Annotated in this window: 23 protein-coding genes, 1 tRNA gene and 1 pseudogene; 16 read left to right on the forward strand and 9 right to left on the reverse strand. The window is 73.9% G+C overall.

Annotation, left to right across the window (positions count from 1 at the left end; translation table 11 throughout):
* Positions 1-112 precede the first annotated feature (112 nt).
* Complete coding sequence (locus GA0074696_RS10550; RefSeq protein WP_088960933.1) at positions 113-559, forward strand: SRPBCC family protein; 447 nt, start codon at positions 113-115, stop codon at positions 557-559.
* Between the two features lie 264 nt (positions 560-823).
* On the opposite strand, the gene aceE is transcribed toward GA0074696_RS10550, so the two are convergent.
* Entirely contained in the window at positions 824-3,568 is a 2,745-nt protein-coding gene (gene aceE, locus GA0074696_RS10555; RefSeq protein ID WP_088960934.1) for a pyruvate dehydrogenase (acetyl-transferring), homodimeric type, read from the reverse strand.
* 182 nt (positions 3,569-3,750) lie between these two features.
* Here aceE and GA0074696_RS10560 point away from each other — a divergent pair, with 182 nt between their 5' ends.
* Together GA0074696_RS10560 and GA0074696_RS10565 are read left to right on the forward strand one after the other, a co-directional pair.
* Positions 3,751-4,203 carry a hypothetical protein gene (locus GA0074696_RS10560; protein WP_157745865.1) on the forward strand — a complete coding sequence of 151 codons (453 nt, stop codon included), beginning with the start codon at positions 3,751-3,753 and terminating at the stop codon, positions 4,201-4,203.
* Between the two features lie 23 nt (positions 4,204-4,226).
* Positions 4,227-4,631, forward strand: a complete 405-nt coding sequence (locus GA0074696_RS10565) for a YjbQ family protein (protein WP_172894248.1) — start codon at positions 4,227-4,229, stop codon at positions 4,629-4,631.
* Between the two features lie 102 nt (positions 4,632-4,733).
* Here the strand turns inward: GA0074696_RS10565 and GA0074696_RS10570 are convergent, their stop codons facing one another.
* Complete coding sequence (locus GA0074696_RS10570) at positions 4,734-5,321, reverse strand: NADPH-dependent FMN reductase (protein ID WP_088960937.1); 588 nt, start codon at positions 5,319-5,321, stop codon at positions 4,734-4,736.
* Positions 5,322-5,402: 81 nt separating this feature from the next.
* Between GA0074696_RS10570 and GA0074696_RS10575 the strand changes: the two genes are divergently transcribed.
* The 5 genes from GA0074696_RS10575 to GA0074696_RS10595 all read left to right on the forward strand — a co-directional run bounded on the left by GA0074696_RS10575 (position 5,403) and on the right by GA0074696_RS10595 (position 9,780).
* Positions 5,403-5,882 carry a MarR family winged helix-turn-helix transcriptional regulator gene (locus GA0074696_RS10575; RefSeq protein WP_088960938.1) on the forward strand — a complete coding sequence of 160 codons (480 nt, stop codon included), beginning with the start codon at positions 5,403-5,405 and terminating at the stop codon, positions 5,880-5,882.
* 51 nt (positions 5,883-5,933) lie between these two features.
* Complete coding sequence (locus GA0074696_RS10580) at positions 5,934-8,519, forward strand: transketolase C-terminal domain-containing protein (RefSeq protein WP_088960939.1); 2,586 nt, start codon at positions 5,934-5,936, stop codon at positions 8,517-8,519.
* Between the two features lie 111 nt (positions 8,520-8,630).
* Complete coding sequence (locus GA0074696_RS10585) at positions 8,631-9,071, forward strand: DUF3052 domain-containing protein (RefSeq protein WP_088960940.1); 441 nt, start codon at positions 8,631-8,633, stop codon at positions 9,069-9,071.
* 82 nt (positions 9,072-9,153) lie between these two features.
* Positions 9,154-9,621 (forward strand): peroxiredoxin, encoded by a 468-nt coding sequence (locus GA0074696_RS10590; protein WP_088960941.1) that lies wholly within the window; start codon positions 9,154-9,156, stop codon positions 9,619-9,621.
* Between the two features lie 84 nt (positions 9,622-9,705).
* A tRNA-Val gene (locus GA0074696_RS10595) sits at positions 9,706-9,780 on the forward strand.
* Position 9,781: 1 nt separating this feature from the next.
* Here GA0074696_RS10595 and GA0074696_RS10600 read toward each other — a convergent pair.
* Positions 9,782-10,720, reverse strand: a complete 939-nt coding sequence (locus GA0074696_RS10600; protein WP_231925323.1) for a DNA glycosylase AlkZ-like family protein — start codon at positions 10,718-10,720, stop codon at positions 9,782-9,784.
* 6 nt (positions 10,721-10,726) lie between these two features.
* Between GA0074696_RS10600 and GA0074696_RS31730 the strand changes: the two genes are divergently transcribed.
* From GA0074696_RS31730 to GA0074696_RS10610, 3 genes are all read left to right on the forward strand, one after another.
* Positions 10,727-11,107: a hypothetical protein gene (locus tag GA0074696_RS31730; RefSeq protein ID WP_231925324.1), complete on the forward strand. Its 381-nt coding sequence runs from the start codon at positions 10,727-10,729 to the stop codon at positions 11,105-11,107.
* Positions 11,104-11,358, forward strand: coding sequence for a hypothetical protein (locus GA0074696_RS10605; protein ID WP_088960942.1), 255 nt, complete (start codon positions 11,104-11,106; stop codon positions 11,356-11,358). The genes GA0074696_RS31730 and GA0074696_RS10605 overlap by 4 nt, the downstream gene beginning before the upstream one ends.
* Before the next feature lie 114 nt (positions 11,359-11,472).
* Positions 11,473-12,270, forward strand: coding sequence for an alpha/beta fold hydrolase (locus tag GA0074696_RS10610; RefSeq protein ID WP_088964482.1), 798 nt, complete (start codon positions 11,473-11,475; stop codon positions 12,268-12,270).
* Positions 12,271-12,492: 222 nt separating this feature from the next.
* On the opposite strand, the gene GA0074696_RS10615 is transcribed toward GA0074696_RS10610, so the two are convergent.
* From GA0074696_RS10615 to GA0074696_RS32545, 3 genes and pseudogenes are all read right to left on the reverse strand, one after another.
* On the reverse strand, positions 12,493-13,239 hold the full coding sequence (locus tag GA0074696_RS10615) for an SDR family NAD(P)-dependent oxidoreductase (RefSeq protein ID WP_231925325.1): 747 nt from the start codon (positions 13,237-13,239) through the stop codon (positions 12,493-12,495).
* Between the two features lie 64 nt (positions 13,240-13,303).
* A complete protein-coding gene (locus GA0074696_RS10620; RefSeq protein ID WP_407940571.1) occupies positions 13,304-13,513 on the reverse strand; it encodes a helix-hairpin-helix domain-containing protein in 210 nt (69 codons plus the stop codon).
* Between the two features lie 30 nt (positions 13,514-13,543).
* A pseudogene (locus GA0074696_RS32545) lies at positions 13,544-13,723 on the reverse strand (hypothetical protein); the annotation flags it as partial.
* 97 nt (positions 13,724-13,820) lie between these two features.
* On the opposite strand from GA0074696_RS32545, the gene GA0074696_RS10625 reads away from it, so the two are divergent.
* Both GA0074696_RS10625 and GA0074696_RS10630 read left to right on the forward strand, forming a co-directional pair.
* Positions 13,821-13,958: a hypothetical protein gene (locus GA0074696_RS10625; protein WP_231925326.1), complete on the forward strand. Its 138-nt coding sequence runs from the start codon at positions 13,821-13,823 to the stop codon at positions 13,956-13,958.
* 86 nt (positions 13,959-14,044) lie between these two features.
* Positions 14,045-15,193, forward strand: coding sequence for a polysaccharide pyruvyl transferase family protein (locus tag GA0074696_RS10630; RefSeq protein WP_088960945.1), 1,149 nt, complete (start codon positions 14,045-14,047; stop codon positions 15,191-15,193).
* A 27-nt stretch (positions 15,194-15,220) separates the two neighbouring features.
* On the opposite strand, the gene GA0074696_RS10635 is transcribed toward GA0074696_RS10630, so the two are convergent.
* Positions 15,221-15,418 (reverse strand): hypothetical protein, encoded by a 198-nt coding sequence (locus tag GA0074696_RS10635; RefSeq protein ID WP_088960946.1) that lies wholly within the window; start codon positions 15,416-15,418, stop codon positions 15,221-15,223.
* An 82-nt stretch (positions 15,419-15,500) separates the two neighbouring features.
* Between GA0074696_RS10635 and GA0074696_RS10640 the strand changes: the two genes are divergently transcribed.
* Positions 15,501-16,022 carry a DinB family protein gene (locus GA0074696_RS10640; RefSeq protein WP_088960947.1) on the forward strand — a complete coding sequence of 174 codons (522 nt, stop codon included), beginning with the start codon at positions 15,501-15,503 and terminating at the stop codon, positions 16,020-16,022.
* A gap of 1 nt (position 16,023) precedes the next feature.
* On the opposite strand, the gene GA0074696_RS10645 is transcribed toward GA0074696_RS10640, so the two are convergent.
* On the reverse strand, positions 16,024-16,899 hold the full coding sequence (locus tag GA0074696_RS10645) for a carbohydrate kinase family protein (RefSeq protein ID WP_088960948.1): 876 nt from the start codon (positions 16,897-16,899) through the stop codon (positions 16,024-16,026).
* Positions 16,900-16,961: 62 nt separating this feature from the next.
* Between GA0074696_RS10645 and GA0074696_RS10650 the strand changes: the two genes are divergently transcribed.
* Both GA0074696_RS10650 and GA0074696_RS10655 read left to right on the forward strand, forming a co-directional pair.
* Positions 16,962-20,063, forward strand: coding sequence for a DEAD/DEAH box helicase (locus GA0074696_RS10650; protein WP_088960949.1), 3,102 nt, complete (start codon positions 16,962-16,964; stop codon positions 20,061-20,063).
* Positions 20,060-21,070: an SWIM zinc finger family protein gene (locus tag GA0074696_RS10655; protein ID WP_088960950.1), complete on the forward strand. Its 1,011-nt coding sequence runs from the start codon at positions 20,060-20,062 to the stop codon at positions 21,068-21,070. The genes GA0074696_RS10650 and GA0074696_RS10655 overlap by 4 nt, the downstream gene beginning before the upstream one ends.
* 112 nt (positions 21,071-21,182) lie before the next feature.
* On the opposite strand, the gene GA0074696_RS10660 is transcribed toward GA0074696_RS10655, so the two are convergent.
* The gene (locus GA0074696_RS10660; protein WP_088960951.1) at positions 21,183-21,440 is read right to left on the reverse strand and encodes a DUF3040 domain-containing protein; all 258 of its coding nucleotides are present in this window, start codon (positions 21,438-21,440) and stop codon (positions 21,183-21,185) included.
* Between the last annotated feature and the right edge of the window lie 22 nt (positions 21,441-21,462).

Consider the following 21,462-nt stretch of genomic DNA (forward strand, 5'->3'; position numbering starts at 1 on the left):
CGGTGCCGGCGCAAGGGTTTTCGGCGTGTCTTTTCCGAACCCGTCCTGGTACGTCCGAATTTGCGCATACAGTGCGGAATATCGCGGATGTCCTCAGTGGGGGAAGACAGAAATGATCCTCGTGGAACGCAGTGCGCACGTGATGGCGCCGATGGAAGCGGTCTGGGACGTCGTGCAGCGGGCCGAGCAGTTGCCGGCCTGGCTGGCGGGCGTCCGCGCGGCCGAGGTTCTCTCGGGGGAGGGCTTCGGCCGGCGACAGCTGGTCCAGGCCGGGCGCGGCGCGGCGCATGAGGCCGAGGTGATCGCCTACCAGGAGCCGACCCTGATCGGGTGGCGGGAGCGGGCCCGGGGCGCCGGCGCCCGGGCCGAGGCGCGCACCGAGATCTACGTCCAGCTCACTCCCGACGAGGAGGAGGGCGGGACGATCGTGCGGCTCATCGTCGTACGGTGGCCGGCCGGTCCGGTCAAGGCGGCCCTGCTCCGGCTCGGGCTGCGTCGGGTCGGCGCCGACCTGGAGGACTCGCTGGCCCGCCTCACCGACCTGGCCGCCGTCGGCTGAGCAGGGCGCGTCCTAGGGCGTCACCCGCGACGGCGGTGGCCCGGCGTCCCCGCCAGGGGCTCCGGACCACCGCCGCTTCCGTGACCGGCCCCGCTCCCGCGCCGCCTGGCGAGTGGACTTCGACGCCAGGTCGGCGAGGTGGCGGCATCGTCGGCACCGGGACACCGCCACGTCGCCGAGGTGGAGTCGATCGGCAGGCGGCGGGCCGGGAACGACAGCGGGCCCGGCGCGTGGTGCGCCGGGCCCGTCGGTCGTACGCGGGGACTAGCTGTCGCCGCCGGTCTCGCCGACCGGGGCGGCGGTGACGTCCTCGAGGGCGTACTTCTTGGCCGCCTCGGCCGGCACGTTCGCCGGCACCGTGCCGCGCAGCGCGAGCTGCCGCAGCGTCGCGACCGCCACCGACTCGGCGTCGACGTGGAAGTGCCGGCGCAGCGCGTGCCGGGTGTCCGACATGCCGAAGCCGTCGGTGCCGAGCGAGGTGTAGTCGCCGGGGACCCAGCGCGAGATCAGGTCCGGCACCGCGCGCATCCAGTCGCTGACCGCGACCTTCGGCCCCTCGGCGTCGGCCAGCTTCTGCTGGATGTACGGCACCCGCGGCTCACTGCCCGGGTTGAGCAGGTTGTGCTCCTCGCACTCGACCGCGTCGCGGCGCAGCTCGGTCCAGGAGGTCACCGACCAGACGTCGGCGGCCACCCCCCAGTCCTGGGCGAGCACCTGCTGCGCCTTGAGGGCCCACTGCATGCCGGTGCCGGAGGCCAGGATGTTGGCCTTCGGGGCGTCCGCGCCCATCTGCGGTGCCGGGGAGTAGCGGTAGATGCCCTTGAGCAGGCCCTCGACGTCCACGCCCTCGGGCTCGGCCGGCTGGTGGATCGGCTCGTTGTAGACCGTGAGGTAGTAGAAGACGTTCTCCTGCGCGTCCCCGTACATCCGGTGCAGGCCGTTCTCCATGATGTGCGCGAGCTCGAACGCGAACGCCGCGTCGTAGGCGACGACCGCCGGGTTGGTGGCGGCGAGCAGCAGCGACTGCCCGTCCTCGTGCTGGAGGCCCTCACCGTTGAGCGTGGTCCGGCCGGCGGTGGCGCCGAGCAGGAAGCCCCGCGCCATCTGGTCGGCCGCCGCCCAGAGCCCGTCGCCGGTGCGCTGGAACCCGAACATGGAGTAGAAGATGTACATCGGGATCATCGGCTCGTCGTGGGTGGCGTACGACGTGCCGGCCGCGGTGAACGAGGCGACCGAGCCGGCCTCGTTGATCCCCTCGTGCAGGATCTGCCCGGTGGTCGACTCCTTGTACGACAGGAACAGCTCCCGGTCGACCGAGGTGTACCGCTGGCCGTGCGGCGAGTAGATCTTCGCGGTCGGGAAGATCGAGTCCAGCCCGAAGGTGCGGGCCTCGTCCGGGATGATCGGCACCCATCGCTTGCCGAACTCCTTGTCCTTCATCACGTCCTTGAGCAGGCGGACGAAGGCCATCGTGGTGGCCACCTTCTGCTTGCCCGAGCCGCGCTTGACATCGGCGAACCGCTCCGGACCCGGGATGGTCAGCCGCTTGCTGCTGGTCCGCCGGGACGGCAGGTAGCCGCCGAGCTGCTGGCGCCGCTCCTTGAGGTACGCGATCTCGTCGGACTTCTCGCCCGGGGTGTAGTACGGCGGCAGGTAGGGGTTGTCCTCCAGCGCCTTGTCCGGGATGTCCAGGTAGAGGCGGTCGCGGAAGGTCTTCAGATCCTCCAGCGTCAGCTTCTTCATCTGGTGGGTGGCGTTGCGGGCCTCGAAGTGCGAGCCGAGCGTCCAGCCCTTGATCGTCTTGGCCAGGATGACCGTCGGCTGCCCGGTGTGCTCGGTCGCCGCCTTGTACGCCGCGTAGAGCTTGCGGTAGTCGTGGCCACCCCGCTTGAGGTTCCAGATCTCGTCGTCGGAGAGGTGCTCGACCATCTTGCGGGTCCGCGGGTCGCGGCCGAAGAAGTGCTCCCGGACGTACGCCCCGGACTCTGCCTTGTAGGTCTGGTAGTCGCCGTCGGGCGTGGTGTTCATGAGGTTCACCAGCGCGCCGTCGGTGTCCGCGGCGAGCAGCGGGTCCCACTCCCGGCCCCAGACCACCTTGATCACGTTCCAGCCGGCGCCCCGGAAGAAGGCCTCCAGCTCCTGCATGACCTTGCCGTTGCCCCGGACCGGGCCGTCCAGCCGCTGCAGGTTGCAGTTGATCACGAAGGTGAGGTTGTCCAGCTCCTCACGGGCGGCCACGCCGATCGCGCCGAGGGTCTCCGGCTCGTCCATCTCGCCGTCGCCGAGGAACGCCCAGACGTGCTGCTGGGAGGTGTCCTTGATGCCCCGGTGGTGCAGGTACCGGTTGAACCGGGCCTGGTAGATGGCGTTCAGGCCGCCGAGGCCCATCGAGACGGTGGGGAACTCCCAGAAGTCCGGCATCAGCCGCGGGTGCGGGTACGACGGCAGCCCGCCACCCGGGTGGGACAGCTCCTGACGGAACCCGTCGAGCTGGTCCTCGCTCAGCCGTCCCTCCAGGAACGCCCGGGCGTACATGCCGGGGGAGGCGTGACCCTGGTAGTAGATGTGGTCGCCGCCGCCGGGGTGGTTCTTGCCCCTGAAGAAGTGGTTGAAGCCCACCTCGTAGAGCGAGGCCGAGCTGGCGAAGGTGGAGATGTGCCCGCCGACGCTGATCTCCGGGCGCTGCGCCCGGTGCACCAGCATCGCCGCGTTCCACCGGACGTACGCCCGGATCCGCCGCTCGACGTGCTCGTCACCCGGGAACCACGGCTCCCGCTCGGGGGCGATGGTGTTGATGTAGTCGGTGGTGGTCAGCGACGGCACCCCGACCTGGCGCTCACGGGCCCGCTCCAGCAGGCGCAGCATGACGTAGCGGGCGCGCTTTGTCCCGCGCTCGTCGATGACACCGTCGAGCGACTCGACCCATTCGCTGGTCTCTTCAGGGTCGATGTCCGGAAGCTGGCTCGGCAGACCAGCGGTGATCACCGGGCGCTTGCGTTCCGTAGCCACAGGCGTTCCCTCGGTTGTGTGTGGGATAGGTCTCTAGCGCCATCCTGCCCCCTGGTGGCACCCGTCGTCACGTCTAGCTCCCCCAGACGCGACGCTCAACACAGGTACCCGCCGGTAACTTTGCGCAACCGCCCGATGCGCTAGGCGACCGGGCGCTTGTCCGCCGTCCCTACCCTTCGGGCATGCGAAGGCATCCGGTGTTCCTGGGGCTCGTGACGACCGTCGCCGGCGTGGCCGGCATGGCGGTGGGGCTCGCCGGCCTCATGAAGGGCAAACCGGAGATGGTGGGCTTTCTGGTCCTCGGCGGGTTCGCGCTGCTGCTCGTCATCGGTCTGGCCGGGGACGCCCGCCGTCCCCGTCGCCGGTCCCGTGCCCGCCACGCGGCGGCCGGCTGGTACTCGCCGGGGCCGTACGGGGGAGTCGGCGTGGACCCTGGCTGCGGCGGCCCCGATGATGGATCGGACTCCGATCGGGCCGGTGGCTCCGATGGAGGCCGTTCGGGCTTCTGGGGCGGGCACGACGGCGGCTCGGGTTCCCACAGCGGCTCGGACGGTGGCGGATTGAGCTGGGGCGGCTCGGACGGTGGCGGATCGAGCTGGGGTGGCTCGGACGGCGGAGGCGGCGGCAGCTACTGAGCCGGTACGGCAGAATGCGCCGTATGCGCAGTGAGGTGATCACCGTCCGGACCGGGTCCCGGCCGACCGTCCAGGACATCACCGCCGAGGCCGAGCAGTTCGTCGCCGGCCAGGGCGACGGGCTGCTGCACGTCTTCGTGCCGCACGCCACCGCCGGCCTGGCGATCATCGAGACCGGCTCCGGCTCCGACGACGACCTGCTGCGGGCGCTGGACGACCTGCTCCCCACCGACGACCGGTGGCAGCACCGGCACGGCTCGCCGGGGCACGGGCGCGACCACGTACTGCCGGCGTTCGTGCCCCCGTACGCGACCCTGCCGGTGCTCGACGGCCGCCTGGCGCTGGGCGCCTGGCAGTCCCTCACCCTGGTCGACACCAACGGCGACAACCCCACCCGCCAGGTCCGCCTATCCTTCCTCCCCGCCTGACCCTCCGCGGCTCGGGACCCTCTTTCACGGAAAAAGTGGCCATCCCGCGCGGAATGGCCACTCTTTCCGTGAAAGTGCGCCCAGGAGAGGTGCGGGCGCGCGTCAGGCGGTGGCGGTGGCGAGCTGGGTTACGCGGGTCTTGGTGGCGAGGGCGTCGAGGAGGGCACGCAGGAGGGTCTCGGTGGTCTCGTCCTTGACGGTGCCGTCGGCGGCGAGCTTCTCGTGGGCGTTGGTGACGATGATCTCGGGCTTGGTGACCACCGCGGAGTCGGTCCAGAGGAAGAGTTGGCGCAGCTGGAGCTGGGCGCGGACCGTGCCCATTCCGGTCGGCGCGGCACCGACGATGGCGATCGGCTTGTGCGCCAGTGGGGAGACCCACGAGGTGATCGGGAAGCTGGGGCGCGACGCCCAGTCGAGGGCGTTCTTCAGCACGCCCGGGACGCCGTAGTTGTACTCCGGCGTGGCGATGAGCAGGGCGTCCGCCGCGGCGATCCGCTCCCGTAGGTCCGTCACGGCCGCCGGTGGCTCGGGCTCGACGTCCTCGCTGAAGGGCGGGATCGCGCCGAGGTCGGTGTACTGCTCGATGGTCAGGCCGGCCGGAGCGAGCCGCTGCGCGGCCCGGATCAGCGCTGTGTTGAACGACGCCTCGCGGAGGCTGCCGGAGATGGCGAGGACGGTGAGGTCGGACATGTGGATCCTTTCGATCGCAGATGCGTGAGCTTGCCAATAGTAGAGCTGCTCAACTATCTGCCCGCAAGTAGGATGTGAGACATGACGCAGAGCACCGTCCCCGCCGGATCCGACCTGGGCGACCGCTCCGGGCTGGCCGGGGACGCGGTGCGCCGGATCATGCACATCGCCTCCGCCATCCGGCACTACCAGGACGTCGAGGTCGGCGAGCTGGGGCTGACCCCGGCGGCGGCCCGCGCGCTGCACGAGCTGGACCCCGACCGGCCGCTGCCCGCCCGCGACCTCGCCGAGCAGTTGCGCTGCGACCGGTCCAACGTGACCGCGCTGGTCGACAAGCTGGAGCAGGCCGGGCTAGTCGAGCGCCGGATCGACCCGGCCGACCGGCGGCAGAAGACGCTGGTCGTGACGGACGCCGGCCGCCGGATGCGCGAGCGGGTGCACCAGGTGATGAGCGACTCGCGACTGCTCGCCGGCCTGAGCACCGCCGAGCTGGCCACCCTGCGCGAGCTGGTCTGGAAGGTCTCCGACGGCGGCTGCCCGGAGCAGTGCGGCCCGGAGTGAGCCCGGCCGGGCGGATCGTGTCCGAGTGGGCGACCCTGGCCTCCGTCGGTAATGCTGATCGACGTGACCACCCCGCAGCATCTCGACGACCGGTTCCGGGAGAGCCTGGGCGCGCTGCCCGAGCCCGAGCGGCGGCGTGACCCCGCGCAGCCGGTCCGCGACGGCGCCACGCTGACCGGGCACCAGCTGCTCGCCCTCTTCGACGCCCAGGTCACCAGCCGCCAGCTCGACCTGGCCGGCCGCTGGCTGCGCAGCTTCGGCGAGGGCTTCTACACCATCGGCTCGGCCGGGCACGAGGCCAACGCCGCCGTCGCCGCCGCGCTGCGCCCCACCGATCCGGCCCTGCTGCACTACCGCTCCGGCGCCTTCTACTGCGCCCGCGCCGCCCGGGCGGCCGGCGAGTTCCCGGCTGCCGACGACGAGGCCACGCCCACCTCCGACGTCCCCGAGGCCGCCGGCGATGACGCCACGTCGCCGGTGGCGGGTGACGAGGCGGCGACTCGGCCGGACCTGTCCCCGGTCGGTGGCGCACCCACGGGTCCGGCTGACTACCAGGTCGGCACGGACGGCACTGTCGAGCCGGTCCCCGCATTCGCCGACCCGGGTGCGGACCCCATCGACGTCGGTGCTGCGGGTGGCGGCGCGACCTCGGGCGACCCGGCGTTCGGCGCGGTCCAGCCGGACGCGTACGCGGCCGCCGCGCGGGACGTGCTGCGCGGGATGGTCGCCTCGGCGCGGGAGCCGCTCGCCGGGGGCCGGCACAAGGTCTTCGGCCGGGCCGACCTCGCGGTGGTGCCCACCACCTCCACCATCGCCTCGCACCTGCCCCGGGCGGTCGGCCTGGGCCTGGCCCTGGAGCGGCTGCGCCGGGTGGAGACCGCCGGCCGCCGGGACGGCGCCGACGCCCCGCCGCGCTCGCCCTGGCCCCGGGACGCCATCGTGGTCTGCTCCTTCGGCGACGCCTCGGTCAACCACGCCAGCGCCACCGCCGCGCTGAACACCGCCGGCTGGTACGACCACACCGGGCTGCGGATCCCGGTGCTCTTCGTCTGCGAGGACAACGGGCTGGGCATCAGCGTCCGCTCGCCGCAGGGCTGGGTCGAGCGGACCCTGCGGGCCCGGCCCGGACTGCGCTGGTTCGCCGCCGACGGCGCGGACCCGGTCGAGACGTACCAGGTGGCTGCCGAGGCGGCGGCCTGGGTGCGCCGGCACCGGCGGCCGGCGGTGCTGCACCTGCGCACCGTACGGCTGCTGGGGCACGCCGGCGCGGACGCGGAGAGCGCCTACCGCAGCGCCGCCGAGATCGCCGCGGACGAGGCGCGCGACCCGGTGCTCGCCACCGCCCGGCTGCTGGTCGACGCGGGGCTGGCCACCGGCGGGGAACTGCTGTCCCGTTACGACGAGCGCGGCTGGCAGATCCGCCGGATCGCCGAGGAGGTGCTCGACGAGCCCAAGCTCGCCACGGCGGCCGAGGTGGTGGCCCCGCTCGCGCCCCGCAGGCCGGCACGGGTCGCCGCGGCGGTGGCGGAGGTGGCGGCGCGGGCCGGCGGGTCGGGAGCCGGCGCCCGCGTCGAGGCGTTCGGCGGGAAGCCGCCGGAGCTGGCCGGCCCGCTCACCCTCGCGCAGAGCATCAACGCCGCCCTGGCCGACGGGCTGCTCGCCCATCCGCAGCTGGCGGTCTTCGGCGAGGACGTCGCCGCCAAGGGCGGGGTGTACGGGGTGACCAAGGGGCTGCGCGAGAAGTTCGGCCCGGCACGGGTCTTCGACACGCTGCTCGACGAGACCTCCGTGCTGGGGCTGGGCCTGGGAGCCGGGCTGGCCGGGCTGCTGCCGGTGCCGGAGATCCAGTACCTGGCGTACCTGCACAACGCCGAGGACCAGCTGCGCGGCGAGGCGGCCACCATGCAGTTCTTCTCGCAGGGGGCGTTCCGCAACCCGATGGTGGTACGGGTGCCGGGGCTGGCGTACCAGGAGGGGTTCGGCGGGCACTTCCACAACGACAACTCGGTGGCCGTACTCCGGGATGTGCCCGGCCTGGTGATCGCGGTGCCGGCGCGGCCGGACGACGCCGCGCCGCTGCTGCGCACCTGCCTGGCCGCCGCGGCGGTGGACGGCAGCGTCTGCGTCTTCCTGGAGCCCATCGCGCTCTACCACACCCGTGACCTGTACGAACCCGGCGACGGCGAGTGGCTGGGCCAGTACATTGAGCCCGGCGGGTGGGCGGCCGGGCACGTGCCGATCGGTCGCGCCCGGGTCTACGGCGTCGGCTCGGCCCAGGATGTCACCATCCTCACCTTCGGTAACGGGGTGCGGATGTCGCTGCGGGCCGCCGCCGTCCTCGCCGACGAGGGGATCGGCACCCGGGTGGTGGACCTGCGGTGGCTGGCCCCGCTGCCCGTGGCGGACATCATCCGCGAGGCGTCGGCGACCGGCCGGGTGCTGGTGGTGGATGAGACGCGCCGGTCCGGCGGCGTCGGTGAGGGGATCATCGCGGCGCTGGTCGACGCCGGATATGTAGGCGCCGCGCGACGAGTTGCCGGGGTCGACTCGTTTGTACCATTAGGTCCGGCCGCCCGTCAGGTTCTGGTCTCCGAGGAAGCCATTACCCAGGGTGCCCGTACGCTGCTGGCACGGTAAATTCCGTTCCACCCGGTGCGCCACTTGCGCGTGGGCCCGCAACTGTGTGGACTTTGCCTGACGGCGTCGCACGACGCCGCGAGCAGGGATGAGATGAGGAGGCACGCGACAGTGAGCGCGACCGCAGGTCAGGCCGCCGACGGGGTACGCAGCCTGGCGGACCGGTTCGGGATCGAGCCGGGGATGGTCGTCATGGAGATGGGGTACGACGATGACGTCGACCAGGACCTCCGCGACGCCCTGACCGACCGCTGTGGAGATCTGGTCGACGAGGACACCGACGAGGTGGTCGACGCGGTGCTGGTCTGGTACCGCGACGGCGACGGTGACCTCTTCGAACTCCTCGTCGACGCCCTCGGCCCGCTGGCCGACGCCGGAGTCGTGTGGCTGCTGACCCCGAAGGCCGGCCGGGACGGGCACGTCGAGCCGAGCGAGGTCGCCGAGTCGGCGCAGACCGCCGGGCTCCAGCAGACCTCGGCGATCAACGCCGGCCGGGACTGGAGCGGCGCCCGCCTGGTGCTGCGGCGGGGTTCCAAGGGCGGCAAGAAGTAGCCCGGCCACCGGTGACCCGGCGGCGGTCGCCGCCGGGTGTGGCAGGCTGTTGCCACCTCCAGACTCAACCCAAGGAGCTCGCATGCCCATCGAGGTTGGCGCCGAGGCGCCGGACTTCGTGCTCAAGGACCAGAACAACCAGGAGGTCCGGCTCTCGGACTTCCGGGGCACGCGCACCGTGCTGCTGGTCTTCTACCCGCTCGCCTTCACCGGCATCTGCCAGGGCGAGCTGTGCGAGGTGCGGGACAACCTCAACGAGTACGTCAACGACGACGTCCAGGTGCTCACCGTCAGCGTCGACTCGGTCTACAGCCACAAGATCTGGGCCGAGCGGGAGGGCTACCAGTTCCCGCTGCTGGCCGACTTCTGGCCGCACGGGGCGGTCGCCCAGGCGTACGGCGTCTTCAACGACGTCGCCGGCATCGCCAACCGGGGCACCTTCGTCATCGACAAGGCCGGCGTCGTCCGGTTCGCCGAGATGAACATGCCGGGCGAGGCGCGCGACCAGCAGGGCTGGCGCAAGGCCCTCGCGGACGCCGTCGCCGCCTGACGCCCGAACCGGGCACACCGTTCGACCGGGTCGGAGGCCGGCAGGTAAGCTTGCCACCCTCCGGCCCGCCGTACGGGGCGTTCCGGGCGCGTAGCTCAGTGGGAGAGCACCCGCCTTACAAGCGGGGGGTCGCAGGTTCGAAACCTGCCGCGCCCACCACTCACCGCAGTACGAGATCCAGTTCGAGCCAGTCGGCCAGATCCCTGATCTCACCCTGGACGGCGGCGGTCACGGCCCGGTCGAAGGCGACGTCCTCGTGGATCGCGTCCACCCGGAGCGCTCCGGCCGTGCGGGCGACGGTGGCGTCGACCTTTCCCACCAGCCGATCGCCGTGCAGGATCGGCAGCGCGAAGTATCCCCAGCGGCGCTTGCTCGCCGGCTTGTACATCTCCAACTGGTAGTCGAACTCGAAGAGCTCGTTCGTGCGCTTGCGGTCGTGGATCAGCCGGTCGAAGGGCGACAACAACGCCGTACGACCCGAGAACGGCTGGGCCAGGTGGGCGGGGTCGACCCGCCACCGGCCGGCGACACCCTCGACCACCGCGGGCTCCCCGGCATCGCCCACGTCCAGCGGCTCGACCGGGCACTCCGGTCCGCGGGCGCGGGCGATGCCCAGCGCGTGCAGCCGTCGACGGTCGCGGCGGCGACGCGCCTCGTCCACGGGCACCACCGGATCATCCGGGTAGACCCGCGTCGCCAGGTCCCACAGCCGGTCCCGGCCCTTCCGCCCGGCGACCGCGACCTCGCCCCGCCGCACCATGAACTCCAGCAACTGGGCCCGTACCCAGTCCCGGTTGGCCTCCTGCCAGTCGCGCAGCTCCCCGCCATCTCCCGGGGACCTGCCGAGCCAGGTGATTGCCGCTGCCGCGCCGGGAAGACGGCCCCGACGGTCGGCTCCTCCTTGCCGGCCCGCGTCACACTGGCGTCGTGAGCACGCGCCGGGTCGTCTGGCTGACGGTCTCCGCCGTCTGCGGGCTGATCGCGGCCAGCGCCGGATTCCAGCTCGGGTACGGCAGCGCCGCGGTCGACCCGAGCGCACCCCCCCTCGGTCTGCGGACTCGTCCGGCCGGCGGTCCTCGACATCCTCGTCCCCGGTCACGGCGCGTTGACCGCCGAGGAGGAGGCTCAGCCGAGCTGGTCCGGCACCTCTTGTCGGGCCGAGGGCCCCCCGAACGCCCAGGGCGCCAGCCTGTTCGTCGCCCTGACCCGCTACGGGCGCAACGAGGAGGGCGAGGGGCCCCGCTGCGCCGACCGACCCGGAGCGCTGACCCTGCCGGTCAACCGGACCAACCATCCGGTCCCGATCGGCGACGTCGGGACGTACTTCTTCGATCGGGGCGACCAGCCCGACGGCCACGTCGTCCACCTGTCGTCCTGCCTGGGGACGTACGGGGTCTACGTGCGGTACGAGGCGCGCGGCGTCACCGCCCCGGCCATCGTCGCCGCCGCCACCACCGTCGCACGGGAGGTGTGGGCGTCGCTATGACCTGGCCACAGTGGTTGTTCGAGCTGGAGCACGACCCGCCACCCCGCCACCCGGTCGACGGCCGGGCGGCCCTGCGCCGGCTGCTGGCCGTCGTGGTCGTCGGTGCGCTGGTCGTCGCGGTGGGTGTGCTCGCCTGGCACGCCGGTCGGTGGGCCGCGCCCACCCTGGTCCGCTGGCAGACCGATCGGGTGGACGCGGGAAGCGACGCCCCACCGCTGCCCCCGCTGCCCGACTCCCCGTTCGCCCGCTGAGCCCGACGTCTTCCGCCTACCCGGCAGTGATCCCGTGCCGGTGCCCGCGCGGTGTCCTACCGCGTTGTCAGGATGGGGCGGCACGGGGACGGGGACGAACGGGAGGCACCGCCGGTGAGCTACGCGGACGTCAACGGTCTGCACCTCTGGTACGAGACGCACGGCCGCGGCCGGCCGCTGGTGCTGCTGCACGGCGGGTACGGCGCGGCGGAGATGTTCGCTCCGATCCTGCCCGCCTTGGCGCAGCGGCGGCAGGTGATCGCCGTCGACCTCCAGGGACACGGGCGCACCGCCGACGTCGATCGTCCACTGCGGTACGAGTCGATGGCCGAGGACGTCGCCGCCCTGCTGCGGCACCTCGACCTGTCCGGAGTCGACGTGCTCGGCTACTCCCTCGGCGGCGGGGTGGCGCTGCGTACCGCGATCCAGCATCCCGGGCTGGTCCGGCGGCTGGTGCTGGTCTCCACCCCGTGCCGGCGGCAGGGCTGGTATCCCGAGGTGCTCGCCGCGATGGCCGCCCAGGACGAGCGGACCGGCGAGCAGATGCGTGGCACGCCCCCGCACGAGCTGTACGTGCGGATCGCGCCCCGGCCCGAGGACTGGCCGGGGCTCTGGGCCAAGGGCGGTGAGCTGCTGCGCCGCGAGTACGACTGGTCGGCCGAGGTCGCCGCCCTCACCGTGCCGACCATGCTGGTCTACGCCGACGCCGACTCGATCCCGGTCACCCACATGGCGGAGTTCTTCGGGCTGCTCGGCGGCGGCCACCGGGACGCCGGCTGGGACGGCGCCGACCGGCCGGCGTCCCGGCTGGCCGTGCTGCCCGGCCTCACCCACTACGACATCGTCACCGCACCGGCCCTGCCCGCCGCCGTCCTGCCGTTCCTCACCCACGAGGTCCGCGCACCGCAGTGAGCGACCCGGCCCGCTCCGGCCCGGTCCCGTCTCCGATACCGATCATCGCCCCGGGCCACCGAGCCCGAGCTGATGGGCGCGGATGACCCGCCGAGCGGGTGATACCTCAGAGGTATCAATATGCCGCTGAGGTATCACGCTCGTGGGTCCGTCCGCCTCCAGCACTGTGGTGGATGCCGCGGCACCGGCTCGGCCCGGCGCCGCGCCACCCGCCCGCCGGGCTCAGCTGGTGAAGCCGCCGTCCACGGCGATCACCGCACCGGTGACGTAGCCGGTGTCGTCGCCGGCCAGGTGGGCGACCATCGCCGCGATCTCGGCGGGGGAGGCGTACCGGCCCAGGGCGGTGAACGCCCGGATGGAGGCGGCGTTCGGTCCGTCGGCGGGGTTGGCGTCGGTGTCGGTCGGCCCGGGGACGACCAGGTTCACCGTGATGCCCCGTGGCCCCAGCTCGCGGGCGAGGCCCCGGGTCAGCCCGGTGAGCGCGGTCTTGCTCATCGCGTACGCGGCCAGGCCGGGGAAGACCGCCCGCTCGCCGACGTTGCTGCCGATCGAGATGATCCGGCCCCCGGCGGTCATGTGCCGCACGGCCGCCTGGGCGGCGACGAACGGCGCCCGGATGTTGACCGCGATGGTGCGCTCCAGGTCGTCGGCGGTGAACTCGTCGATCGCGCCGACCAGGAAGGCCCCGGCGTTGTTCACCAGGATGTCCAGCCGGCCCAGCTCGTCCGCCGTCCGGTCCACCGCCTCCCGCAGCGCGGCCGGGTCGGCGCTGTCCGCCCGCACGGCGATCGCCCGCCGGCCGAGCGCCTCGATCTGCTTCACCACCGTCGCCGCCCGCTCGGCGTCGCGCTGCCAGGTCACCGCCACGTCGGCGCCGTCTGCGGCGAGACGCAGCGCCGTCGCCGCCCCGATGCCCCGCCCACCGCCGGTCACCAGGGCCACCTTGTCGTCCAGAAGTGTCGTCGTCATGCAGCTCAGCATCGGCGCGTACGGGCGGGCGGTCTGGCGGTGATCGGACGCCTCGTTCAGGTGGTCAGGTGTCGGCCCGCTCGCCGGCGAGGCTCAGGCCGCGATCGCGCAGCGCCGCCCGCAGTACGCCGATCGCCTTCGGTCCCATGCCGTGCAGGGCCCGCAGTTCCCGCTCGGTGACCGCGGTCAGGTGGTCCAGCCGGGTCCAGCCCGCTCCGATCAGCGCCCGCCGGGCCGGCGCGCTGACCGCCGGCGGGATGTCCATGTCGCTCACCTGACGCCACCTCCCGGGTAGTGCACGACGTCATGGCGCCACGGCGGCGTTTCCGAAGCGGCGGCCGGCGATCCGCGGGCCGACGTCACGCAGCCGGCGGCGTACCCAGGGCAGCAGGGCGTCCGCCTGGGCCTGCTGGAACGCCCGGACGGTGGGGATGCCGGGCGGGGGCGGCTGCCGGGCGCCGTCGGTGAAGAAGCCGGCCAGGCCGGCGTAGACGCCGGTCAGCGCGGCCGGGTCGACGGCGGCGGTCAGCGGCAGCCGGCGCAGCAGCGCTTCGGTGTCGTGCCCGCCGTGCAGCTCGACGTTGACCAGCAGCAGCGCGGTGCTGCACTACGCGCTGGACGGGCTCCTGCTCGACCTCCTCACCACCTCGATCGACGCCGGTTTCGACCCGGACGAGGTGGTCTCCGCCCTGGTGTCCCGGCTGGTCGCCCGCGCCTGAGCACACCCCGCCGCCCGCTGCGGCCCGAGGTATGCCACCGGCCGCAACGGGAAACCGCCTGCGACGTACCCCGGGAGGAGTGGCGGATGAGGGACGGCGCCGGCCTGACCATCGGTGTGCTCGGCTCGTACGGCGGACGCAACCTCGGCGACGAGGCGATCCTGACCGGTCTCCTGGCTGACCTGCGGGAACAGGAACCCAACGCCCGGATCATCGTCTTCTCCCGCAACCCGTCGCACACGGCGCTCGCCCATCCGGACGTGGAGGCGGTGCCCTGGGAGGGGGTCAGCCGGGTCGACTCCGCAGAGGTGCTCGCCCAGCTCGACCTGCTGATCCTCGGCGGCGGCGGCATCCTGTACGACCGGGAGGCCCGCCGCTACCTGCGCGTCGTCCGGGTCGCCCAGGAGCGGGGCCTGCCGCTGCTGACGTACGCGGTGGGGGTGGGACCGCTCAGCGACGGGGTCGACACCGGCATGGTCCGGGAGACCCTGGCCGACGCCATCGAGGTGACCGTGCGGGACCAGGAGTCCCGCATGGTGCTGGAGGAGGCGGGCCTGCTCAATCCGATCACCGTCACCGCCGACCCGGCGTTCCTGCTGGAACCCGAGGACTTCCCCGCCCGGCTGCTGCGTGAGGAGGGCGTGCCCGCCGGCAAGCGCCTGGTCGGCCTGAGCGTCCGCGAGCCCGGCCGGGCCGCCGAGCGGCTCGACGTCGACGGGTACCACCGGCTGATCGCCCAGATCGGCGACTTCCTGGTGCAGCGGATCGACGCCTACGTCCTCTTCGTCCCGATGGAGCGGGACGACATCCGGCACTCGCACGGCGTGATGTCCCACATGATCGCCGCCGACCGGGGCCGGGTCCTGCACGGCGACTACTCGCCCCGACAGGTGCTCGGCCTGATGAAGCACTTCGACCTGGCGGTCGGCATGCGGCTGCACTTCCTGATCTTCGCCGCGATGGTGGGTACGCCGTTCCTTCCCCTGCCGTACGCGGGAAAGGTCTTCGACCTGGCCCAGCGGCTCGGAGTGCCGGCGCTGCGGGGCGTGGAGCGGGAGGTGGAGGGCCCGCTGCTCGCGGAGGTCGACCGGCTCTGGGACGAACGCGAGTCCCGGGCGGAGGCCACCGCCCGCCTGGTCGCCGAGGTCTGCGACCAGGCCCGGGGCACCTCGCAGGTCACCCGGGCGGTGCTGGAGAGCCTGCGGTCCCGGGCGCTGGCCCGGATGGAAGCCTGACCGCCGGCCGGTGCCACCCCGGACCGCTCAGACCGCCGGGCCGCGCCACCGGTAGCAGTACTCGTCGCCGACGGACTCCAGCTCGTAGATCTGCGCGTCGGCCAGCCCCTCGGGGCCGAGGTGGTGATGGGTCAGCGGCGGACGGTTGTTGCTGTCCAGCTCGACGACGACCGACTCGCCGTCCGCCGGACCGTCCGCCAGCGGGATCCGCACCGTTGATGCCATGGGCCCATCCTGCCCCGGCGCTCGCCGCGCCGCAGGATTTGTCCGGGCAGCGGCCCGGGTGGACCGGGGTTACGGTCCAGGGATGGCGGACATCGAGATCGACCCCACGCTCGCGCCGGTCCTCGCCCGCACCGGCGACGAACGGGCCGTGCTGACCGCGTTCCTCGACTTCCACCGGGGCATCGTGCTGCGCAAGGTGCGCGGCCTGGCCGACGCCGACGCCCGCCGCCGGCTGGTGCCCTCCGCGACCACCCTGGCCGGCCTGCTCAGACACCTGACGCTGATCGAGCGGAACTGGTTTCCGATCCTGCTCGACCCGGCCCCGGGGGAGGTCTTCCCGACCGGAGAGGAGGACGCGGCGGCCAGCTTCGCCGTGGACGAGGGGGAGACCCTCGACGCGCTCGTCTCGGCGTACGAGCGGGCGTGCGCCCGGTCCCGGGAGGTGGCGGCCCGGTTCCCGCTGGAACACGTCGTGCCGCACCCCCAGCTCGGCGAGGTGTCGCTGCGCTGGATCCTGGTGCACATGATCGAGGAAACGGCCCGGCACGCCGGCCACGCCGACATCCTCCGCGAGCTGACCGACGGCGAGACCGGCGTGCTCTGAGTCAGCCGCGCGGCAGCAGCCCCGGCGGATACTCCATCCCGTCGTGGGTGCAGGCCGCGGCGGCCACCGCCGCCGCGTAGGCCGCCGCGTCGGGCAGCGCCGCGCCGCGCAGCCGGCCGGCGACCAGCCCGGCGGCGAAGGCGTCCCCGGCCCCGTTGGTGTCCACCACCGGCGCGGCCGGCACGGTGGCCGGCACCCGCACCGGCGCGCCGCCACCCGGGTGCAGGTCGGCACCGTCCGCGCCCCGGGTCACCACCACCGTGCGCGGCGCCAGCCCGGCGGCCACCGCCGGGGCCCGGTCGTCCAGCCGGACGCCGCTGACGAGGACCAGGTCGGCGGCCTCGGCGAACGGACGGTGGTAGGGGTTCTGCCCGTCCCAGTCGTGCAGGTCGGTGGAGAGCGGCACCCCGTCGGGCAGCGCGGCGCGCAGCACCGGCAGCCGGTCCCGGGCCCAGTCCATGATCGAGACGTGCACGTGGGCGGCGTCGCGCACCAGCTTCGCCAGCTCGTCGTCGGTGAACGGCGCCGCCGCGCCGGTCCACGGGGACGGGTCGTACAGCGACATCCGCCGCCCGGCCGGGTCGACCAGGTTCACCGACTGCCGGGTGCCGCCCGGGTTGTCGACCAGCACCGTGTGCACCGAGGTCCGGGCGAGCGCCGCGCGCGCCACCTGGCCGGCGGGATCGGTGCCGAGCACGTCCACCAGGGCGACCCGCAGCCCGAGCGCGTGCGCGGCCAGCGCCACCCCGGCGCCGGTGTTGCCGATCCGGGCCTCGATCGGCGGGACGATGAGCGAGTCGGCGGCGGGGGGCGGGATCGCGGGCACGCGTACCCGCAGATCCACCCCCAGGCCGCCGACCACGAGCAGGTCGAACATGGCGCCGACGCTAGCCGGTGGCCGCCGCCTATCCTTGGGCCGGGCGTCGACGAGGGGGAGCTGTGCTGGTCATCCACGGGTTGTGGCTGGTCGGCGTCGGTCTCGCCGTCTGGGCGGAGGACAGCGCCGCGCCGGCCCGGGCGCCGCGCCGGCCCGGCCGGGCCCCGCGCGAGCGCGCCCACCCGTTCGCCACCGGCCACGCCACGCTCGCCGCCGCGCTGGGCGACGTCCCGGCCGGGGCCGGCTCGCTGCCGCTAACCCTGCCCACCCGGGGCGGTTCCCCGCTGGACTCGCCCGAGCTGGTGCGGACCGCCGTCGCCGAACCGGTCCGCGGCCCGGTCACCCTGGCCCGGTGGCGGGTGCCCGTCCTGACGTACGCCCCGGACGAGGCGCTGACCCTGCTGGGCGCACTCGACGCCGCCGGCGCGGTGCCGGGCGCCACCCTGCGCCACCTCGCCCAGCTGGCCGAGTTCGCGGTCGACCTGGTGTCCCGCGGGCGGCTGCTGCCCGGGCTGGCCGAGCCCGCCCCGGACGAGGGCGGCGCGGTGGCGGTGGCCCGGGCGCTCTGGCGGCCACTGCTCACCGGCACCGACGCCGGCTGGGCCCGCTCGCTCGCGCTGGCCCTGCCCCCGGCCGCCCGGTCCGCCGCGTCGGGCGGTGCGGGGCCGGCCGATCCGGGGCCGGGCGCGCTGGTCGCCGACGCGCTGGACGCGCTGACCGATGCCGCCGCCCGGGTCGCGCTGGCCGAGACCGACCTGGCCCGGGGCGGGCGCCGCGACGGGGTGGTCGCCGGCTGGCTGACCGCGCTGTCCGGGCCGGACCGGGAGTTCACCGCCGACCCCGCCGCGGTGGCCACCCTCCGCGCCGAGCTGGACGACTGGCAGCGCGACGCCGCCGGCGGGGCGGTACGAGCCAGCTTCCGGCTGGTCGAGCCGCCGGCCGACGAGATCGTCGAACCGCTGGTGGTGGTGCCGGCCGACCCGGCCACGGTGGTCCGGCCCGCCGGCCGTTGGCGGGTCGAGTTCGGCCTCCAGGCCGCCGACGAGCCGAGCCTGCACGTCGACGCCGCCCAGGTCTGGCGCGCGCCGGAGACCGTACCCGCGCTCGCCGGCCGCCGCGACGACCCGCAGGAGACCCTCCTGGCCGAGCTGGGCCGGGCCGGCCGGCTCTGGCCCGCGCTGGACGCCGCGCTGCGCACCCCGGCCCCGGAGGAACTGGAGCTGGACGCCGAGGGCGCGCACCGGTTCCTGCGCGACGGCGCACCGGTGCTGCACGCCGCCGGCTTCGGGGTGCTGCTGCCCTCCTGGTGGCAGCGGCCGTCGACCCGACTCGGCGCCCGGTTGCAGGCCCGGAGCCGTACCGCCCCGGGCACCGTCGCCGGCGCCGCCGGCGGGCTCGGGCTGGACGCCCTGGTCGACTACCGGTGGGAGGTGGCGCTCGGCGACGAGACGCTGGACGCCGACGAGCTGGCCGCGCTGGCCGCGCTGAAGACCCCGCTGGTGCGGCTGCGCGGCCGGTGGGTGGAGCTGGACCCGAAGCGGCTCGCCGCGGGGCTGCGGCTGCTGCGGTCCTCCGGCGAGCTGACCGTCGCCGACCTGCTCCGGCTCGGCCTGTCCGGGGCCGACCGGCCCGAGGCGCTGCCGGTGCTGGAGGTGACCGCCGACGGGCCGCTGGGCGACCTGCTCGCCGGGGAGGCCGAACGGCGGCTCACCCCGCTCGACCCGCCGCCGGGCTTCAAGGGCACCCTGCGTCCGTACCAGCGGCGGGGGCTGGCCTGGCTGGCCTTCCTCCAGTCGCTCGGGCTCGGCGGGGTGCTCGCCGACGACATGGGGCTGGGCAAGACGGTGCAGCTGCTGGCCCTGCTCGCCGGGGACCCGCCGGCGGCCGGGCCGACCCTGCTGGTCTGCCCGATGTCGCTGGTCGGTAACTGGCAGCGGGAAGCGGCGAAGTTCACCCCCGGGCTGCGCGTGCACGTGCACCACGGCGCGGACCGGGCGCGCGGCGCGGAGTTCACCGAGGCGGTGCACGCCGCCGACCTGGTGGTGACCACCTACTCGGTGGCGGCCCGGGACGCCGTCGCGCTCGCCTCCATCGGCTGGCACCGGGTGGTGGTGGACGAGGCGCAGGCGATCAAGAACGCCTCGACCCGGCAGGCCGAGGCGGTCCGGTCGCTGCCCGCGCGGCACCGGGTCGCGGTCACCGGTACGCCCGTGGAGAACCGGCTGGCCGACCTCTGGTCGATCATGCAGTTCGCCAACCCGGGGCTGCTCGGCCCGGCCGCCAGCTTCAGGAAGGCGTACGCGGTGCCGATCGAGCGGCACTCCGACGCCGAGGTCGCCGCCCGGCTGCGCCGGATGACCGGCCCGTTCGTGCTGCGCCGGCTCAAGACCGACTCCTCGATCATCTCCGACCTGCCGGAGAAGCTGGAGATGGAGGTGCTCTGCAACCTCACCGCGGAGCAGGCGTCGCTCTACCGGGCCATCGTGGACGACATGCTGGCGAAGATCGAGTCCAGCGACGGGATGGAGCGGCGTGGCCTGGTGCTGGCCACCATGACCCGACTCAAGCAGGTCTGCAACCACCCGGCGCAGCTGCTGCGCGACGGCTCGGCCCTGCCCGGTCGCTCCGGCAAGCTGGAACGGCTGGAGGAGATCCTCGACGAGGTGCTCGCGGCGGGGGAGAAGGCCCTGCTCTTCACCCAGTACGCCGAGTTCGGCGGAATGCTGCGCGGGCACCTGTCGGCCCGGTTCGGCCGCGAGGTGCTCTTCCTGCACGGCGGGGTCGGCAAGGCGGACCGGGACACGATGGTGACCCGGTTCCAGTCGCCGGACGGCCCGGCGATCTTCGTGCTGTCGCTCAAGGCCGGCGGCACCGGGCTGACCCTGACCGCCGCCAACCACGTCGTCCACGTCGACCGGTGGTGGAACCCGGCGGTGGAGGACCAGGCCACCGACCGGGCGTTCCGGATCGGTCAGCGTCGCCGGGTCCAGGTACGCAAGTTCGTCTGCGCCGGCACGGTGGAGGAGAAGGTGGCCGCGATGATCGCCGACAAGCGCAGCCTGGCCGCCTCGGTGGTGGGCAGCGGCGAGCAGTGGGTCACCGAGCTGTCCACCGCCCAGCTGCGCGAGCTGTTCACGCTGGAGGCCGGGGCGGTGGTCGAGTGACCGGCCCTGACCGCACACCACCGACCGGCGACCCGGCGCCCGACGGCGATCCGGGTGCGGCCGGCCGGTTCGCCGACTTCGGCCCGCCCCGGCGGGTCGACGGCGGGCTGAAGGCGCGCAGCACCCGGGGCGCGATCGGCGTCTCCTGGTGGTCGCTGCGCTTCCTGGAGGTGCTGGAGTCGTTCGCCCTCGGCACCCGGCTGACCCGCGGCCGGTCGTACGCCCGCCGGGGCCAGGTGCTGCGGCTCGACGTGACGCCCGGCCGGGTCGAGGCCACCGTGCAGGGCTCCCGGGCCGAGCCGTACCGGGTCCGCATCGAGCTGCCGGTGTTCCCGGCGGCGCTCTGGGAGCGGGTCGAGCGGGACCTCGCCGCGCAGGCCTTCTTCAGCGCCCGGCTGCTCGCCGGTGACCTTCCGGCGGAGCTGGAGGAGGTGTTCGCCGACGCCGGCGCCCCGCTCTTCCCGAGCGGGGTGGCGGAGCTGACCCAGCGGTGCAGCTGCCCGGACTTCGCGGTGCCGTGCAAGCACCTGGCGGCGACTTTCTACCTGCTCGCCGAGGCGTTCGACGCGGACCCGTTCCAGCTGCTGCACTGGCGCGGCCGTGGCCGGGTCGAGCTGCTGGACCGGCTGCGTGCCCTGCGCGCCGGCACGACCGACCCCGCCGGCGCCACCGATCCCGCCGGCGAGACAGACCCCGCCGGTACGCCGGGACCGTCCGGTCCGGACACCGGCGCGCCCGACGCGCCCGTCGCCGGCTCGACTCCCGGGGCGGAACCGGTCCCGGCCGCCGGGGCGGCCCGGGTGCTCGCCGGGCTGCCCGCGATCCCGCTGGACGAGGCGGTGGACCGGTTCTGGCTGCCGCCGGTGCCGCTGCCGGACCGGCCGCCCACCCTGGCGACCGGCCCCGAGCTGCTGCTGCGGCAGCTCGGCGCGCCCGCACCCGCCATCGGCGGCCCGGGTCTGCTGGAGCGGCTGCGCCGGGCGTACCGGACCTTCGGCCGGTCCTGACCCCGTTGCCCGCGGCGGATCGTGGACAGTCGCCGTCCGCTGTGGACGCCGACCGTCCACGATCTCGATCCGGGCGACGTGGCGCCGGTGCCGGGCCGTGGTGGCCGGCGGGTCATAGCCAGCGGCGGCGGAAGCGCCACATCAGGGCGGCGTTGGCCGTCAGTACGACGGCGCAGATCGCCCCGGCCATGCGTCCGGCCAGTACGGTCATCGCCGGCAGTGACGCCCAGAGCACGATCGTCAGGATCATCAGCCAGCGCCCGCGTCGGGCTCGCGCCCGATGGTCGAGTCTCGCGAAGAACTTCGGGTCGCTCTCCCGGAGCTGCCGGGTGATCTGTTCGAATCTGCGCTGATCCTCTTTGCTGAGCATGGCGATGCCTTCCCCTCACGGC

Source organism: Micromonospora purpureochromogenes, assembly GCF_900091515.1.
GTDB classification, from domain to species: domain Bacteria; phylum Actinomycetota; class Actinomycetes; order Mycobacteriales; family Micromonosporaceae; genus Micromonospora; species Micromonospora purpureochromogenes.

Coding starts and splice junctions, on each gene's coding strand:
- GA0074696_RS10550 (WP_088960933.1), top strand. CDS start 113: ATGATCCTCGTGGAACGCAGTGCGCACGTGATGGCGCCGATGGAAGCG.
- GA0074696_RS10560 (WP_157745865.1), top strand. CDS start 3,751: ATGCGAAGGCATCCGGTGTTCCTGGGGCTCGTGACGACCGTCGCCGGC.
- GA0074696_RS10565 (WP_172894248.1), top strand. CDS start 4,227: ATGCGCAGTGAGGTGATCACCGTCCGGACCGGGTCCCGGCCGACCGTC.
- GA0074696_RS10570 (WP_088960937.1), bottom strand. CDS start 5,321: ATGTCCGACCTCACCGTCCTCGCCATCTCCGGCAGCCTCCGCGAGGCG.
- GA0074696_RS10575 (WP_088960938.1), top strand. CDS start 5,403: ATGACGCAGAGCACCGTCCCCGCCGGATCCGACCTGGGCGACCGCTCC.
- GA0074696_RS10580 (WP_088960939.1), top strand. CDS start 5,934: ATGCTGATCGACGTGACCACCCCGCAGCATCTCGACGACCGGTTCCGG.
- GA0074696_RS10590 (WP_088960941.1), top strand. CDS start 9,154: ATGCCCATCGAGGTTGGCGCCGAGGCGCCGGACTTCGTGCTCAAGGAC.
- GA0074696_RS10605 (WP_088960942.1), top strand. CDS start 11,104: ATGACCTGGCCACAGTGGTTGTTCGAGCTGGAGCACGACCCGCCACCC.
- GA0074696_RS10615 (WP_231925325.1), bottom strand. CDS start 13,239: ATGACGACGACACTTCTGGACGACAAGGTGGCCCTGGTGACCGGCGGT.
- GA0074696_RS10630 (WP_088960945.1), top strand. CDS start 14,045: ATGAGGGACGGCGCCGGCCTGACCATCGGTGTGCTCGGCTCGTACGGC.
- GA0074696_RS10635 (WP_088960946.1), bottom strand. CDS start 15,418: ATGGCATCAACGGTGCGGATCCCGCTGGCGGACGGTCCGGCGGACGGC.
- GA0074696_RS10640 (WP_088960947.1), top strand. CDS start 15,501: ATGGCGGACATCGAGATCGACCCCACGCTCGCGCCGGTCCTCGCCCGC.
- GA0074696_RS10645 (WP_088960948.1), bottom strand. CDS start 16,899: ATGTTCGACCTGCTCGTGGTCGGCGGCCTGGGGGTGGATCTGCGGGTA.
- GA0074696_RS10660 (WP_088960951.1), bottom strand. CDS start 21,440: ATGCTCAGCAAAGAGGATCAGCGCAGATTCGAACAGATCACCCGGCAG.